Annotated in this window: 13 protein-coding genes; 4 read left to right on the forward strand and 9 right to left on the reverse strand. The window is 66.9% G+C overall.

Annotation, left to right across the window (positions count from 1 at the left end; all coding sequences use genetic code 11):
• The first annotated feature begins 223 nt into the window (after positions 1-223).
• Positions 224-667: a transposase gene (locus M2299_RS00215; protein WP_025878591.1), complete on the forward strand. Its 444-nt coding sequence runs from the start codon at positions 224-226 to the stop codon at positions 665-667.
• Between the two features lie 223 nt (positions 668-890).
• Here the strand turns inward: M2299_RS00215 and M2299_RS00220 are convergent, their stop codons facing one another.
• The 6 genes from M2299_RS00220 to M2299_RS00245 all read right to left on the reverse strand — a co-directional run bounded on the left by M2299_RS00220 (position 891) and on the right by M2299_RS00245 (position 8,905).
• On the reverse strand, positions 891-2,351 hold the full coding sequence (locus M2299_RS00220; protein WP_280883601.1) for an esterase-like activity of phytase family protein: 1,461 nt from the start codon (positions 2,349-2,351) through the stop codon (positions 891-893).
• Positions 2,352-2,373: 22 nt separating this feature from the next.
• Positions 2,374-4,674: a TonB-dependent receptor gene (locus M2299_RS00225; RefSeq protein WP_280883602.1), complete on the reverse strand. Its 2,301-nt coding sequence runs from the start codon at positions 4,672-4,674 to the stop codon at positions 2,374-2,376.
• A gap of 279 nt (positions 4,675-4,953) precedes the next feature.
• Positions 4,954-5,331, reverse strand: a complete 378-nt coding sequence (locus M2299_RS00230; protein WP_025874312.1) for a DUF2894 domain-containing protein — start codon at positions 5,329-5,331, stop codon at positions 4,954-4,956.
• Positions 5,321-5,980 carry an OmpA family protein gene (locus tag M2299_RS00235; RefSeq protein WP_100436428.1) on the reverse strand — a complete coding sequence of 220 codons (660 nt, stop codon included), beginning with the start codon at positions 5,978-5,980 and terminating at the stop codon, positions 5,321-5,323. The genes M2299_RS00230 and M2299_RS00235 overlap by 11 nt, the downstream gene beginning before the upstream one ends.
• Positions 5,977-8,241, reverse strand: coding sequence for a DUF802 domain-containing protein (locus tag M2299_RS00240; RefSeq protein ID WP_280883603.1), 2,265 nt, complete (start codon positions 8,239-8,241; stop codon positions 5,977-5,979). Before M2299_RS00240 ends, M2299_RS00235 begins: the two co-directional genes overlap by 4 nt.
• A 10-nt stretch (positions 8,242-8,251) precedes the next feature.
• The gene (locus tag M2299_RS00245) at positions 8,252-8,905 is read right to left on the reverse strand and encodes a DUF3348 family protein (RefSeq protein WP_032975341.1); all 654 of its coding nucleotides are present in this window, start codon (positions 8,903-8,905) and stop codon (positions 8,252-8,254) included.
• 144 nt (positions 8,906-9,049) lie between these two features.
• On the opposite strand from M2299_RS00245, the gene M2299_RS00250 reads away from it, so the two are divergent.
• From M2299_RS00250 to M2299_RS00260, 3 genes are all read left to right on the forward strand, one after another.
• A complete protein-coding gene (locus M2299_RS00250) occupies positions 9,050-9,967 on the forward strand; it encodes a M14 family metallocarboxypeptidase (protein ID WP_280883604.1) in 918 nt (305 codons plus the stop codon).
• A 236-nt stretch (positions 9,968-10,203) separates the two neighbouring features.
• On the forward strand, positions 10,204-10,851 hold the full coding sequence (locus tag M2299_RS00255) for a hypothetical protein (protein ID WP_162887658.1): 648 nt from the start codon (positions 10,204-10,206) through the stop codon (positions 10,849-10,851).
• Positions 10,852-11,143: 292 nt separating this feature from the next.
• Positions 11,144-11,707: a fasciclin domain-containing protein gene (locus tag M2299_RS00260; RefSeq protein ID WP_280883605.1), complete on the forward strand. Its 564-nt coding sequence runs from the start codon at positions 11,144-11,146 to the stop codon at positions 11,705-11,707.
• Between the two features lie 75 nt (positions 11,708-11,782).
• Here M2299_RS00260 and M2299_RS00265 read toward each other — a convergent pair whose 3' ends face one another.
• The 3 genes from M2299_RS00265 to M2299_RS00275 are packed head-to-tail and all read right to left on the reverse strand — an operon-like array spanning position 11,783 to position 14,315.
• Positions 11,783-13,222, reverse strand: coding sequence for an efflux transporter outer membrane subunit (locus tag M2299_RS00265; RefSeq protein WP_280883606.1), 1,440 nt, complete (start codon positions 13,220-13,222; stop codon positions 11,783-11,785).
• On the reverse strand, positions 13,219-14,103 hold the full coding sequence (locus M2299_RS00270) for a biotin/lipoyl-binding protein (protein WP_223485781.1): 885 nt from the start codon (positions 14,101-14,103) through the stop codon (positions 13,219-13,221). The genes M2299_RS00265 and M2299_RS00270 overlap by 4 nt, the downstream gene beginning before the upstream one ends.
• Positions 14,100-14,315 (reverse strand): DUF1656 domain-containing protein, encoded by a 216-nt coding sequence (locus M2299_RS00275; RefSeq protein WP_032975345.1) that lies wholly within the window; start codon positions 14,313-14,315, stop codon positions 14,100-14,102. Before M2299_RS00275 ends, M2299_RS00270 begins: the two co-directional genes overlap by 4 nt.
• Positions 14,316-14,319: the final 4 nt, after the last annotated feature.

The following is a 14,319-nucleotide window of genomic DNA, read 5'->3' on the forward strand; positions in this document are numbered from 1 at the left end:
CGGCCAGCGGCCGGCACTACCACAGGGCAGGCGCGATGGGCTTGTGCGTTGGCGTGGGTTGCCGGCCAGCGGCCGGCACTACCACGGGGCGGACGTGACGGGCTTTTGCGTTGGGTAGTGCCGGCCGCTGGCCGGCAACCCCAGCAGACTGTCAGCAACATCCTCATGGAATCTCGCGCTGTTCCCCGACAGCCAGCGAGGTCTGCCTGATCCACGATGGGCCATGAGCAGCGATCTCCTGCGCCACGGGCGGCGCTCCATCATCGGTCAGGTATATGTGCTGACCACGACAACATGCCAGCGCCGCCGACGCTTTGAATGCGGCGCTACCGCAGGCTGCGTCTCCAGTCAGTTTGAGGAACTGGAGCGACAAGGCCTGGTCCAGTCACTGGCATGGGTGGTGATGCCGGATCATGTGCATTGGATGTTGCAACTACGTGCGTCGGAGCTGTCGGGTATCGCCCGTCGGTTCAAGTCATCCAGCGCGTTGGCCTTGAATCGGCTGGTCGGTCGTCGCGGCGTGGTCTGGCAGTCCGGGTACTTCGATCATGCGGTCAGGGCAGAGGAATCGTTGCACCGCCAGGCTCTGTATATCCTGGGCAATCCCATTCGGGCGGGCCTGGCCAGGGAGATTGGCCAGTATCCCTATGCGTGGTCGATCTGGTAGAGCCGGCCGCTGGCCGGCAACCAGGCGGTGTTTCCGGAGATTCATGAGGCTGCCGACCAGCGGTCGGCACTACCACGGGGCAGGCGCGCGGGTTTTTCCTGTCGGGTAGTGCCGGCCGCTGGCCGGCAACCAGGCGGTGTTTCCGGAGATTCATGAAGCTGCCGGCCAGCGGCCGGCACTACCACCGGTCGGGGTTTGTGAGGTTGCCGGCCAGCGGCCGGCACTACGGCAGGGTGAGCCGATACACCAGCACCCGGTTGTCGTTGTCGTACGCGCTGTCGCAGTGCTCGCCCTGCATGCGGCAGTTGCGGGCGGTGAAGTCGTTGTCGTTGCCGATCAGCAGCAGTACGTCGTTCGGGTGCTCTGGATCAAGCGCAGGCAACACATCCATCGCCTCCCATTTCTCCGACAGCAATCCCGGGTGAGGGCCACGCCCTGTGTCCAGGTCCAGCCCGGCCCGGGCGAGCTGCGGCCGGTCGAGCAGGTTCAGCACCTCTTTGACGTTGGCGGGCACGATGCCGGTCTTCAACATGGCGTCAGCGGGATCGGCCAGCACCGATGCCGTGCCGGTCTCATAGGCCGTGTCCACCAGATTGGAGGCCTGCGCAACGTTCACCAGCAGCACCGATTTATAGACGATCGGGTCGTTGCCCTCCTTGCCCAGTCCATTGCCATCGCGCGCCAGCATCAGGAAACGCTCGTTGTCCAGCGCACGCAGCTCGCTCTGTGCAGCGGTACGGTCGAGCTTGCCTTTGCCGTCGTGGGCGTAGGCCGGCAGGATCATCACATGGTGGCCCACCGGTTGCGTCGGCGTCGGGTTGCTGGACACGTCGTAGACCAGCACGCGGGTGTTGATGCGGCCGGCGGCATTACCCGCCGCGCTGTCCTGCATCAGCGCGCTCTGCAGGGCAACGAACAGCCGTGTGCCGTCGGGCGACAGGCCCATGCCTTCCACGCCCTGGTTGTTGCGGCGCCCGGTCTGCGGCGGGGCCAACGATCCAAAGGCGGGCTTGCCATCACGTTGTGGCTGGATCGCCTGCGGCGGCACGATCACGCCCTGCAGCCGCCCCTGTGCATTGAAGTAATAGACGTTGGCGGTGTACTCGTCGCCGATGTAGAAGTGGCCGTCGGCAGTGAACTGCAGCGATTCGGCATCAAGTGCGACCTTGCCGGCCCCCGCGCCCACGGCGGGTGAGGGCAGCACCACGCCACGCTGGATGATGGTGTGGTCACCGGGGTCGGCACCGGTGAATGGCTGGCCGTTGTAGTCCTTCAGCGCCAGCCCCTTTTCCGGCTTCATCGTCAGCGTGCCGAAGCTCTCTGGCTTGTCTGCAGGCCAGTCGATGCGCAGCTGCATGCGCTCCAGGCGACCGGCGTAGTCGTAGAACAGGCCGGCTTCCGGATCGTTGCGACCGCGGTCGGGCAGGGTCCACAGCACCCCTTCATAGCCACGCGCGGTACGCCGCCACGTGCCCGGCTGTACCGCCAACGACGAGAACGAGCCCAGCGTATCGCCGAGGAAGTCCACGGTGCCGGCCGGCAATCGTCCGGCGGCGACCAATCCCTTGTCCACGTAAGTGAAGCTGGCCACGTCCACCGCGCGTGGCGGCACGCCGCGGGCTTCATGCGGTGCGTTGTAGCCGCTGACCGAGAGCGCGGCCAACAGCAGGGCAGTAACGGACATCAACGGACTCCTCGGCCGGCGATCAGAAACGGATGTCGATGGTACCGAACACCTGGCGCGGTGCCGACGCATGGAACACATACAGCTTGCCGGCCGGGTCGCTGGGGGCGAACACGCTCGAGTCCAGGTTGCTGGCGTAGCGCTTGTCACCCACATTGGTCACGTTCAGCGACAGGCGCATGCCCTTGGCGAAGCCAACCTGACCGAAATCGTAGCCACCGGCCAGGTCGAACACGGTGAAGCCACCAAAGCCCTGGTCGTTGGTATAGGTGTAGAAGCGTTCGCCGGTGTACTTGCCGCGCAGGCTGGCGAACCAGCCGTTGTCGCGCCAGGTGATTTCGGTGGCCAGCAGCTGCTTGGGCGTGTCGGTCTGGATCTTGCCCTTGATCTGCTGCTCGACGCCGGCCTGCGTGTAGTTGGAGGCATATGTCGAGCGGTTCAGGGATGCCGAGGTGTACCAGCTGAAGTGCTCGTTCGGTGTCCACAGCACGGTCAGTTCAGCACCGCGGCTGTCGACGCCGCCGACATTGTAGAAACGGTTGCCGCAGGTGGGGCCGACCGGCTGCCTCGAATCGCAGGGGTTGTACTGCAGCAGGCGATTGTCAAAGCGCACGCTGTAGGCAGCGACCGATGCCTGCAACGTATCGGTGACGAAGCGATAGCCCGCCTCCAGCGAGCGTGATTCTTCCGGCTTCAGGTTGCCCTGCGCGTTCCAGGTGGCCTGGCTGACCGCCTGTGGGCCAAGTTTGAAGCCGCCCTGGAACATGGCGATGTTCTCGGCGTAGCTGGCGAACACTTCGTGATGCTCGCTGAGGCGGAAGTTGGCACCCACGCTGGGCAGAAAATTCCTGCTGGCCTTCAGCGAACCGGTGGCGAACTGGTTGTTCGAGCTCGGCAGGATCGGTGTCTTCGCATCGCCCGGCAGCGCCTGCGCATCGGAGGTGGCGTGCGGGCTCTTGGCGCCGAACTCCAGGGTCAGGCGGTCATCGAGCAGCCGCCAGGTGTCCTTCAGGAAGAACTGGTGGGTCTTCCAGCGCGTACGCTGGGCGAACACGCCCACATCCGAGGGCAGGGTGTTCATGCCGCTGAGGTCGCCTGGACCGTCCACCGCCGTCTGGTAGCGTTCGGCGCTGCTGGTGTTGCGTTCGTACCAGAGGCCACCTTCGAGGCGGTGTGCGCCCAGCTCCCAATCGAAGGACAGCGTGCCGCCATCGCGGTCGATGGTGTAGATGGTGTTGCGGAAGATGATCGGGATTTCCTGCGCGGTGCCTTTGTTGGACCACGCACCGCTGTTCCAGTTGTGGCCTTCGCCGCGGTCATCGTGGTGGTAGGCCAGTGCCCGCAGGCTGAAGCCATCGGCCAGGAAGAAATCACCGGCCAGGTAGTAGAGGTTGTCATCGCGCAGGATCTGCCCGGCGGTGAATGCGCCGTCGGCGTCCTTGTCCGGACCGCTGTTGTCGCACTTCTTCGCGGTGAGGCTGGCGGTGTTGCAGTAGGCCTTGGCCACAGCCTTGTTCCAGTCCGGTGCGTAGCCGCCCCAGTCCCAGCCCAGGCCGCGGGACATCTCGTCCTTGGACAGGTAGAAGTAATCCGCCTGGCTGGTCCGCGAGGTGTCGACGAAACCTGTGATCTGGCCGCTGCCGAAGTTCCACACGCCCTTCGCGTTGAACTGCTTGGTAGTGGATTTGTTGTACGCCGTCTGGTCGTTCCACAGGTCCGAGACCGCGTTCATGCCCGATACGTAGCCGGAGAATCCGTTGTACTCGCCGCTGTCCACGCGCACGAAGGTGCGACGGTTGGCATCGCTGCCGAAGGTCTGCACCACGCGGCCGCCCAGTTCCTGCGCCGGGCGGTCGGAGGTATAGGAAATGGTGCCGCCGAGGTTGCTGGTGGACGGCGTGCCGAGGCTGCCGATGCCCACCGCCAGTTCGGCGCCCGCCATGTTCTCGCTGATCAGCGCACGGTTGATGGTCAGGCCGTTGTAGTTGTTGTACGCACCATCGCCCAGCGGCACGCCGTCCAGCGTGTAGCCCAGGCGGGTGGAGTTGAAACCGCGCAGGCTCAGGGTCATCGACTGTTCGTTGGTGCCCAGCGCGTCGGCCGACTGCGCGTTGACGCCGGGCAGCAGGTTGAGCGTCTTCTGCAGGCTGGTACCCGGCGGCAGGATGTCCAGGTTCTCGCGGGTGATGCGCTGCACCTGGCGCGCCTCGCCACTGCCGATGACTGAAACCGCATCGAGTTCGGTGGCAGACGGCGCCTGCTGCGCCCACGCGGTCGGTGCAAGGGCCAGGGACAGCGCAGCAGCCAACAGGGTCTTGGTCATGGAACGGGCACTCAGGCAAGCGCGAGCCGCCGCATGGAAGCGGAGCTTAGGCAGATGAAAGGGGAAACACGCGATGCGATCACGGGCGCCTTGGGCGCCGCGCGATCAACGTGAAAATGGTGCGCTAGACAGATGACTGTCTGGTGACATGGTCATCGAACCCCGTGCCACGGGTAGATGCCAACCTTGGTTGGCATGCAGCGCTGCGGGCCGCTGCGTTGTGTTGTCGAGAGGCGCAAACCAAGGTTGGCATCTACCGGAGTAGCAGCGTCGACGGGATCAACCCGCGTTGCGCGGCTTGCGTGTGCGTTTGGGTTTTGCTGCATCAGCGCCGCTGGCGGCGCCATCCTGCAACGCCTGCAGCCACGACAGCGTATCGACATAGTCGATGAAGTGGCGCAGATACCCGGGGCTGGTCGCCTGCATCGTGTCCAGCATGCGCTGCACCAGCACCGCCGAGTTCAGCGGCCCACCATCCGCCGGGGCTTCGGTGCGCAGCGAGCGGCGCACCTGCAGTTCGCTGCGCAGCTCGGACCACTCGCGGCGCACGTCGTCCAGCATCGGCACCTGCGGGTAGTGCAGCAGCGATCGCGACCCGGTGTCGAGGTCGCGCACCAGGGCACGCAATCCCTCCAAAGGCGAGGACTCAGCTGCCATTGCTGTTCTTCTCGCCCGGCGCAGCAGCCTTGGGCTTGGGAATCGGCGCGATCTCCACACGGCGGTTGCGCGCGCGGCCATCTTCGTTGGCATTGGAGCTGACCGGCTGCTCGCTGCCGAACGCGGCGGCGAACACCGCATCGGCCGGTACGCCGTCGGCGATCAGGGTACGGGTCACCGTCAGCGAGCGCTGCGCGGACAGCTCCCAGTTGTCGGCAAAACGGCGGTTGCCTTCCCGCACCGGTGCGTCATCGGTGAAACCGCTGACCATCAGGATCTCTTCGCGCGTGCCGAGATAGGCCGCCAGCGGCGCGGCCAGGCTGCGCAGCAGTTCCTGGCCTTCCGGCTGCAGCTGGTCGGAGTTCAGCGCGAACAGCACGCTGCCGCTGATGCCGATGCGGCCATTCACCAGCGTCACCCGGCCGGCGGCGAGCGGGCCGGCCAGCGCCTGTTCCAGCGTCTGCAGGCGCTTGGCTTCGGCCTGGCGCTGCTTGACCTCCTGGTCCAGGCGCTGCGACAACTCCAGCTGCACGGCGACCACGCCGACCAGGATCAGCACGAACGCGCCCAGCAGCACCGACATCAGATCGCCGAATGCCGCCCAGATCGGGGCGTGTGAGCCGCCGTCGACCTCCAGCTCGTCGCTCATGCGCTGCCGGCCTTGCCGCGGCGCGCGGCCAGCTGCTGCAGTTCTTCCATCACCTGCTTCTGCGACAGCAGGCTGAGGTCGACCACCTCGCGCGCCTGTGCCACGTAGTACGCCAGCTGCTCATCGCTGCGCGCCAGCGAGGCATCCAGCGCACCGCCAATCTGCTCCAGGCGTCCGGTGAGCTCCGCCGAAGCGGTGCCGAACTGCTCGACGGCAGCGCCGAAGGTGCCGGCCAGCTGGCCCACTTCACCGGCACTGCCATTGAGCAACGTGGCGATGCCATCGAGCTTGCCGGTCTCGGCCGCGATATGGTCGCTGAAACGGCTACCGACGCGTTCCAGCAGTTCGGCCGAGCCTCCGACCAGTGCATCCACAGCGGTGCGCTGCTCGTGCGAGGCGTGGTTGATCGCGTCCAGCAGGGTCTGCACGGTGGCCAGCAGGTGGCCGCGTTCTTCCAGCATCTTGTTGTCGCGCACCAGGCTTTCGGACAGGGTGCTGCGCAGTTCGTTGATGACCTCGGCGGCGGCCTTCGGTGCCGCGGCCGCAGTCTGCAGCAGGGTGGACACTTCGGCCAGCGTGGCGCTGGCCTGGGCACGGCCGTTCTCGCCGATCTGCTGCGCGGTCTGTGCCAACGTGTCGCAGACCTGCTGCTGCTGTTCGGCAAGGCGCTGGCCATTGGCCTGCAGGCGCTCGGCCAGATCGGCCGAAACGCTCTGCAACGCATCGCTCCAGCGCTGCAGGCGCTGTTCGTCGCCTGCCAGCAGCTGGGCCTGCAACGCCGCGTGCGCCTGCTGCAGCTCGGTACTTACCGCGTCCCAACGCAGCTGGCGCTGCTGTTCGCGTGCATCCAGGCCCGCCTGCAGTTCGGCATGCGCCGTGGCGGTGGCGGCCTGTGCGGCCTGCCAATCCTGCAAGCGCTGTTGCTCGTGTTCCTGCAGCAGCGACTGGCCGGCGGCGTGGCGCTCATCCAGTGCCTGCAGCAGCGCCTGCGCACGGTCATCCAGGTGGCTGCTGGCATGCTGCAGCGCCTGCTGCTGGCGCTCGACCAGTTCACTGTTCAATGCATGCTGCTGTTCGGCAGCAGCGCGCCAGGCCTCGGCGTTGCTACTGGCATCGGCCTGCAGGCGCTCGCCGATGCGTGCCACCAGGGCTTCACCCTGCGTGCTCTGGCCTTCGCTGAAGGACTGCAGATGCTGGCGCAGTTCGGCAACCAGCGCCTGCTGCGCGCCGGTCTGCTCGGCCACTACCTTGGCCCAGCTCGCTTCGGTCGCCACGCGGCTGCGCTCGAAGCCCTCGGCCAGACCATTCAACTGCTGCTGCACGGCCTGTTCGACACGCGAATGCAGCGCCTGGCCGTGGCTGGCCAGGCCGGCCAGGGTGGTTTCGGCCATCGGTTGCAGCGCGCCACCAATGGCCGCAGCACTGGCTTCTGCACCTTCGCGCAGCGACTGCTGCAGCGAGGTGGCCAGGCGTTCCTGCAACGCCTGGCTCTGCGTCAGGAACTCGGCCTGACCGGCCAGCAGGCGCTCATTGGCGGCCGCGCTGTGCTGTTCGAAGGTGCTGGTCATCGCCTGCAGGCGATCGATCAGCGTAGGCAGCGCCGCAGACTGCGACTGCAGCAGGCGCAGCGACTCGGCACGCTGCCAGGCTTGCGAATACGGATGCAGGTCAGTGGCGATGGCGCGGTCCAGCTGCTGCACCACCTGCAGGCGGTCGCGGCGCAGCAGTGCCGACAGCAGGCCCAGCATGGCCGAGCTGGCCACGCCGGCGATGGACGTGCCGAAGGCCACCGCCAGCCCCTGCACTGGCGAGGCCAGCGAGCCGCGGATGGCCGCCATGTCGGTGGCGCTCTGCAGCGCCAGGCCGGTGCCGCGCAGGGTGTCCATCATGCCCAGCAGCGTGCCGAGCATGCCCAGCAGCACCAGCAGGCCTACCAGATAGGGCGTCAGCACCGGCGAGGGCAGGGCGGTGCGTTCGCCTTCCACGCGCAGGCGCACGGCATTGCGCAGGCCCAGCGGCACACGCTCCAGCCACGGTGCCAGGCTTTCCTTGGCCAGCGAAAGGTCAGCCAGTGCGGCGCGCAGGCCATTGCTGGCCTGCCGGTAGCGGTACAGCTCCACGCCACCGGCGATGTAGCAGGCTGCGATGATCGCTGCCACGGCTGCACCCAGCGGGTGCACCGAGACATAGCCGACGCCGATCCAGCACACGGCCAGCAGGCCAGCAAGGAAGACAAGGACGTGGAAAACAGTTCTGGACATGGTGTTCCGGTCAGTGTGAGCGCAGGGCGGCAAGCAGCCCCTGGATCGGGTGGAAGCGCAGTTGCAGCTCGGCGAGCAGCAGCGTGCGCATGTCGTGGCGGAAGGACGCGCGCCAGCCGGGCTGGCCGTGCACGCGTTCGAATCGGGCACCCAGCACCGCCGGGGCGGTGGCAAGCAGGCTGTGCTCGCGCGGGCTCAAGGTCTGCTCCATCACCGCATCGACCTCGGCCAGCCGCGCCAGCTCCGGTGACGCCTGCACCAGCTGGTCGCGCAGGCGGCCGCGCAGGCGGCCGGTAGCGGTCTGGATGGCCTGCTGCAGCACCCGGTAGCGCTGCCGCAACGAAGCGAAGTTCGGCGCGGCGGCGGCCTCGGCCAGGTCCAGCAGGCGCTCGGCCTCGGCATCCTCGCTCAGCGAAGCCAACAGGCTCGCTTCGGCCTGGGCGCAATCGGCCAGCAGGTCATCCAGCGCTTCGGCGGCCTCGGCCGGTTCAGCCAGGCGGCCATCCAGCGCCCCGGCAAGGGCCACGGCACGGCTCCAGTCCACCCACTGGCCGAGGCGATCGGTCAGGGCGGGACTGGAGGCCGGCATCGCGCCGTCGCTGAGACGGGCGAGCAGACGGAGGAAGTCCGGTCCATCCACGACCGGCTGCGCTGCGTTCGCCATCAAGGGGGTGGGGGCCAAAAACCGTTGATTTTACAACCAGATGAGGCCGGCCGTATGAAGGCGGGGGCGAGGGGCAGCACCGATCGGGCCACAAGGCTTAAAATGGTCGGCTGTACCACCGCACCCCGACTTCTGGAGCTTGAGATGACCGTTGCGCAGTTCTACCCGATCGGCACCCCCGGACAGCCCTGGGGCGACGCCGAACGCGCGCAGTGGCGGGCCCGCCAGCAGCGGCAGCGCAGCTACCACGAAGACGTGGTGACCGCGCTGGAGCGGCTGGACGAGCGCTTCGACGTGGTGCAGTACGGCCAGCTGGACTACGCCCCGGACCACTACCCGCTGTTTGCGGTGGTGAACCACGACTGGAACCCGGCCCTGCCGACCGCGCTGGTCACCGGCGGCGTGCATGGCTACGAAACCAGCGGCGTGCATGGCGCCCTGCAGTTCCTGGAGCAGCACGCCGAGCGTTACCTGGGCCGCTTCAACCTGATCGTGGCCCCGTGCGTGAGCCCGTGGGGCTATGAGCGCATCCAGCGCTGGAATCCCAATGCCATCGATCCCAACCGCAGCTTCCGTGACGCCGGCCTGATCGAGGAAGCCGCCTCGCTGATGCGCTGGGTGGCCGAACGCAAGGCCAACATCCGGGTGCACCTGGACCTGCACGAGACCACCGACAGCGATCTGCACGAGTTCGACCCGGCCCGCTGCGCCCGCGATGGCAAGCCCTTCGAGCGCGACACCATTCCCGATGGCTTCTATGTGATCGGCAACAGCGAAGACCCGCAGCACGAATTCCAGAAGGCGCTGATCGCCGCCGTGGCGCCGATCACCCACATTGCCCCGGCCGACGCCGAAGGCAATCTGGTGGGCATGCCGCTGCAGTCGCTGGGCGTGGTGTGGGGTGAGTCGCGCTCGATTGGCGCATGTGCCGGCTTCACCGATGCGCTGTATGCCACCACCACCGAGGTGTACCCGGACAGCCCGCGCACCAACCCGCAGGAATGCAACGACGCCCAGGTGGCGGCGGTGTGCGCGGGGTTGGATTTCGCTCTGGCCAACTGATCGAGTACCGCATTGCGGCGCCGAGCCTTTGCTCGGCCGCTGCGGTGCGCAGCCGGGCCAGTCAGTTCCTTCTGCCCGCTGACGACGACTGTTCGACGCGTCGACCAAGCCGGGCACCGACGCCAGCGGGCAACCGCGCAGAGGTGCCGTCTTCGCCACGGCAGGCTTCACGGCCCGCGAGCGATGCAATCGCGATGATGTTCTCTCCAGCGAAGCTGCGTGAGACACCATCGGGAATGCTCCAGAATCTGCTTCACCTTGCACCTCTGATCACCGCCGCCATGACCTGCGTAACGGCGCTGATCTGGGTGGTCTATCTGAGCGTGTTCCTGCGCAGCTACCGCCGCCAGCAACGGCCATCCATTCTGATCACCTCCGGTGCGGGCAAGCATCTGGATGCGCACTGTTTTGTGACCAACCTTGGGTTGGAGCCGGTGTATCTGCTGGATGTGGTCATCGATCTGATCGAGCCGGGCGGCAAGGTCGTCCGCGCAGTCATTCCCGAGCGCACTGAACATTGGAACAACGCTGTCCCCGGAGAGGAGGAGGACATCCGGCGCGCCACCAACGTGGGGCCGCTCAGCAGCGGCGGAGAACGCGACCTGGGCCGCTTCCGCACGCTCATCGACCGTGCCGGCACTGAGAACCCGGACATCAAGGCGGATATCGCCTTCACCAGCCTGGAGGTGACCGTGGTCATCGTGACCGCCAGCCAGGCCGAGCTCTGTGGCGCCTCGCGCTGCTACCACATCGACCACACCGTGGAAGGCGCGCCCTGCCTCATGGCCAAGACCATCAAGGCCAAGCAACTGCAGGGCTGGTTGGCACGCAGGACCCTGACACGTCTGTTGAGTGCCCAGCTCAGGGCCAGCGGCGAAAGCTGAAGCACCGCCGCTCTGCTTGGACAGCCGATCGCGGCAACTCTCCGCTCTTCAGCGCATCACGATCCCGTGAACATCCTCACGACGCGGCACGCACCTTGTTGAACCGTTCACTGCCCCAGCGCCAAACGATGCATCCGGCCATCGGCTTGCGGCGTATGCCCTCATGCACGCAACGCTTCTTCCCTGCTGCTACGGATGCCCTGCATTCCCGCATGGCTGCAAGGTGGTGCAGTGACGGCAGCGAATGCTGCGCATTTCCCAGCCCGGTTGGGCTATCAACGAGGACACGAACATGCGTACCCAGATCCAGCGCCTGACTCTTGCCGCCACCGTCGCGGTTGCCTGCGCAACTGCCCCGGCCGCCTTTGCCGCCGACAACCCGATGGTCGGTGGCGTGCCGATGTACGCGAACAAGACCATCGTCGAAAACGCCTCCACCGCCCAGAACCTGAGCACCCTGGTGACTGCGGTGAAGGCGGCCGGGCTCGTTGACACGCTCAGCGGCAAGGGTCCGTTCACCGTATTTGCTCCCGACAACCAGGCGTTCGCCAAGCTGCCCGCAGGCACCGTGGAAACGCTGCTGAAGCCTGAAAACAAGGCCACGCTGACCCAGGTCCTGACCTATCACGTGGTACCGGGCACCTACACCTCCACCCAGCTGACCGCAGCAGCGCGCAGCCACGGTGGCAGCAGCACGCTGAAAACGGTGCAGGGTGAAGTGCTGACGGTGAAGCTGCAGGATGGCAAGGTCTGGGTGGTCGACGCCAAAGGCGGCAAGTCTGCAGTAACCACCGCCGACGTGAGGCAGTCCAACGGCGTGGTGCATGTGGTCGATTCGGTGCTGATGCCGAAGTAAGCCCAGGGCCGCAACATCGATGGCAGTGCGGGAGCGGCTGGTTTCACAGGCCAGCCGCTCACGATTGAGCGCGGTTCAGCGATCAAGCGCGTCGGGCGTTGTGCCTGCCGCCGCCCAGCCCCCACCCAGCGCCAGGAACAGATCCACCTGACGATCCCCCAGCTGCGCGCGCGATGCTGCCAGGGCAGACTCTGCATCGGCCAGCGCGGCCTCGGCAGACAGCACGTCGATGAAGTCGATCCTGCCGAACCGGTACAACTGCCCGGCCTGATCGCTGGCATGTGCCGCGTCGTCGCGGGCGAGGGCAAGGCTGTGCTCGCGATCGATCTCCTGCGCGTAGGCCGACAGCGCGGTTTCGGTCTGCCGCAGCGCGTCCAGCACCATGCCATCGAACGATGCCAGCGTGGCATCGACGTTGGCGCCGGCCGCATCGATCCGCGCCCGGGTTGCGCGGCGGTTCGGCCAGCGCCACGACAGCAGCGGTCCGAAGGACGCGCCGACGCTGTCGCTGCTCAGCAGCTGCTTGAATGAACCTGCCGTGCCGGCGGACGCGCCGATGCTCACCTGTGGGTACAGGGCTGCCGTTTCCACGCCGATCATCGCGGTGGCGGCCGCCAGGCTGCGCTCGGCCGCGCGGACATCTGGGCGGCGCTGGATCAGCTGGCCACCATCGCCGACCGGAACCGGTTGCTGCAGGCGCGGCGGTTGTTGGCAGTTGGCGACGTCCTGCGGATAGTCGGCTGGTACGCGTCCCATCAGCGTCGCCAGCGCGAACAGGGCCGCCTGCCGTTCGGCAACCAGATGCGGCACCGCCGCCGCACTGCGGTTGACCGCCGCGCGCGCCCGGCTGACGTCGAATTCGGTTCCGCGCCCGCCGGCCGCCAAGCGCGTGGTGGCGTCCAGCGTGGCGCGCTGCGCATCGAGCACACGCTGCGTCGCCGCCAGGGTGAGGTTGGTCGAACAGATGCCGACATAAGCGCGGGTGACGGCGGCGGCGACCACCACCCGTACCTGGTCACGTGCTGCAGCGACAGCCTCTGCATCGGCGCTGGCAGCTTCGATACCGCGGCGGATGCCACCTGCCAGATCCAGTGGGTAGGCCAGGTGGATGCCGAGCGCATACACCTGCGGTGGCGAGGTGGGTGAGGTATATCCCCCGGCATGGGCCAGCGTGGCCGATGCATCTGCGTCGGTGCTTGCCGAGCCCTCGGCCCGGTACTGCAGCACCATCGCCGTGGCGCGGCGCAGGTTGGCATCAGCCGCGCGCAGATCGGTGTTGGCTCGCAGTGCTTCGCTGACATAGGCATCGAGCCGTGGATCGTCATACAGCTGCCACCAGTGGTCCGGCAGCTCGGCCTGTGCGTAGGCCGCCTGGTGGCTCGATACGAATGCGCGGCGGGCTGCCGGGGCGGCGGCAACCGCATTGGCCGGCAGCGTGTAGTCCGGGCCGGACACGCATCCGGCCAGCGACAGCGCACAGGCGAGCACGCCTACGCGTGATGCGGTGCCGATCACTTGCAGGCTCCCTGCGTGCGCGGAGTGATGGTCACGCTGGCGGTTCTGCCGACGATCAGGCGCGTATCCGGTGCCACGTCGTCCAAGTGGATGCGCACCGGTATCCGCTGCGCCAGCCGCACCCAGGTATACGTTGACGCAACCGATGGCAGCAGGTTGTGGGTGCTCGCGCGCTGATCGTCGGCAATGCCGGCGGCGATGCTCTCCACGTGCCCATGCACGTCGCGGCCATCGCCCATCAGGCGGGCGACAGCGGCATCGCCTTCGTTGATGCAGTTGAGCTTGGTTTCTTCGAAATAGCCTTCGACCCGGAGGCTGGCGCCGTCGATCAGCGCCAGCGCCTGGGCACCCGGCTGCAGGAAGTCGCCCGGGTGCAGGTCCAGGTTGGTGACGATGCCATCGGCGCTGGCGCGCACTTCGGTGCGCTGCACGTTCAGCAGCGCCACCCGCCGCTCCGCTCGGGCCTGTGCAAGACCGGCCACTTCGGTATCGACCTTGGCGGCATTGCGCTCCCGCGTTTCCGAAGCCACCAGGTTGCCCAGCGCGATGTCCCGCTTCGATTCACGGCGGGCAAGGGCAAGCGTGGCCTGTGCGCTGTTCACTGCGGCATCGGCCTTGTCCAGCGCGGCGGCGTAGCGCGGCTGGTCCAGCACCAGCAGCAGCTGCCCGGCTTTCACCCGCTGGTTGTCCTGCACCAGCACCTGGGTTACCAGCCCGCCCATGTCCGACGCCACGCGGATCACATCGGCGCGCACGCGGCCGTCGCGCGTCCAGGGTTGCGTTTCGTAACGGCTCCACAGGGACAGGGCCGCGATCACGGCAACGGCGAACAGGCAGAGCGTTGCGCTCCAGCGGCCAATGACACTCAACAGGTGCTTCATTTCAGGTTCTCAAGCAGGGGCGCGAGCTGGATCAGCAGCTCCGCCAGGATCACGAACAGCGAAAGGCCCACCAGCGGGCGATAGGCGAACAGCCGGTACAGGCCGAGGCTTGCCAATAGCCGCGAGGCCATCATCGACAGCGCCAGCGCGATGAGTGCCACCGCCAGCAGCCCGGGAACGAAGACGCCGTCAATGGAGATATCGGAAAACATCGAC

Source organism: Stenotrophomonas sp. 1278, assembly GCF_029892765.1.
GTDB classification, from domain to species: domain Bacteria; phylum Pseudomonadota; class Gammaproteobacteria; order Xanthomonadales; family Xanthomonadaceae; genus Stenotrophomonas; species Stenotrophomonas indicatrix.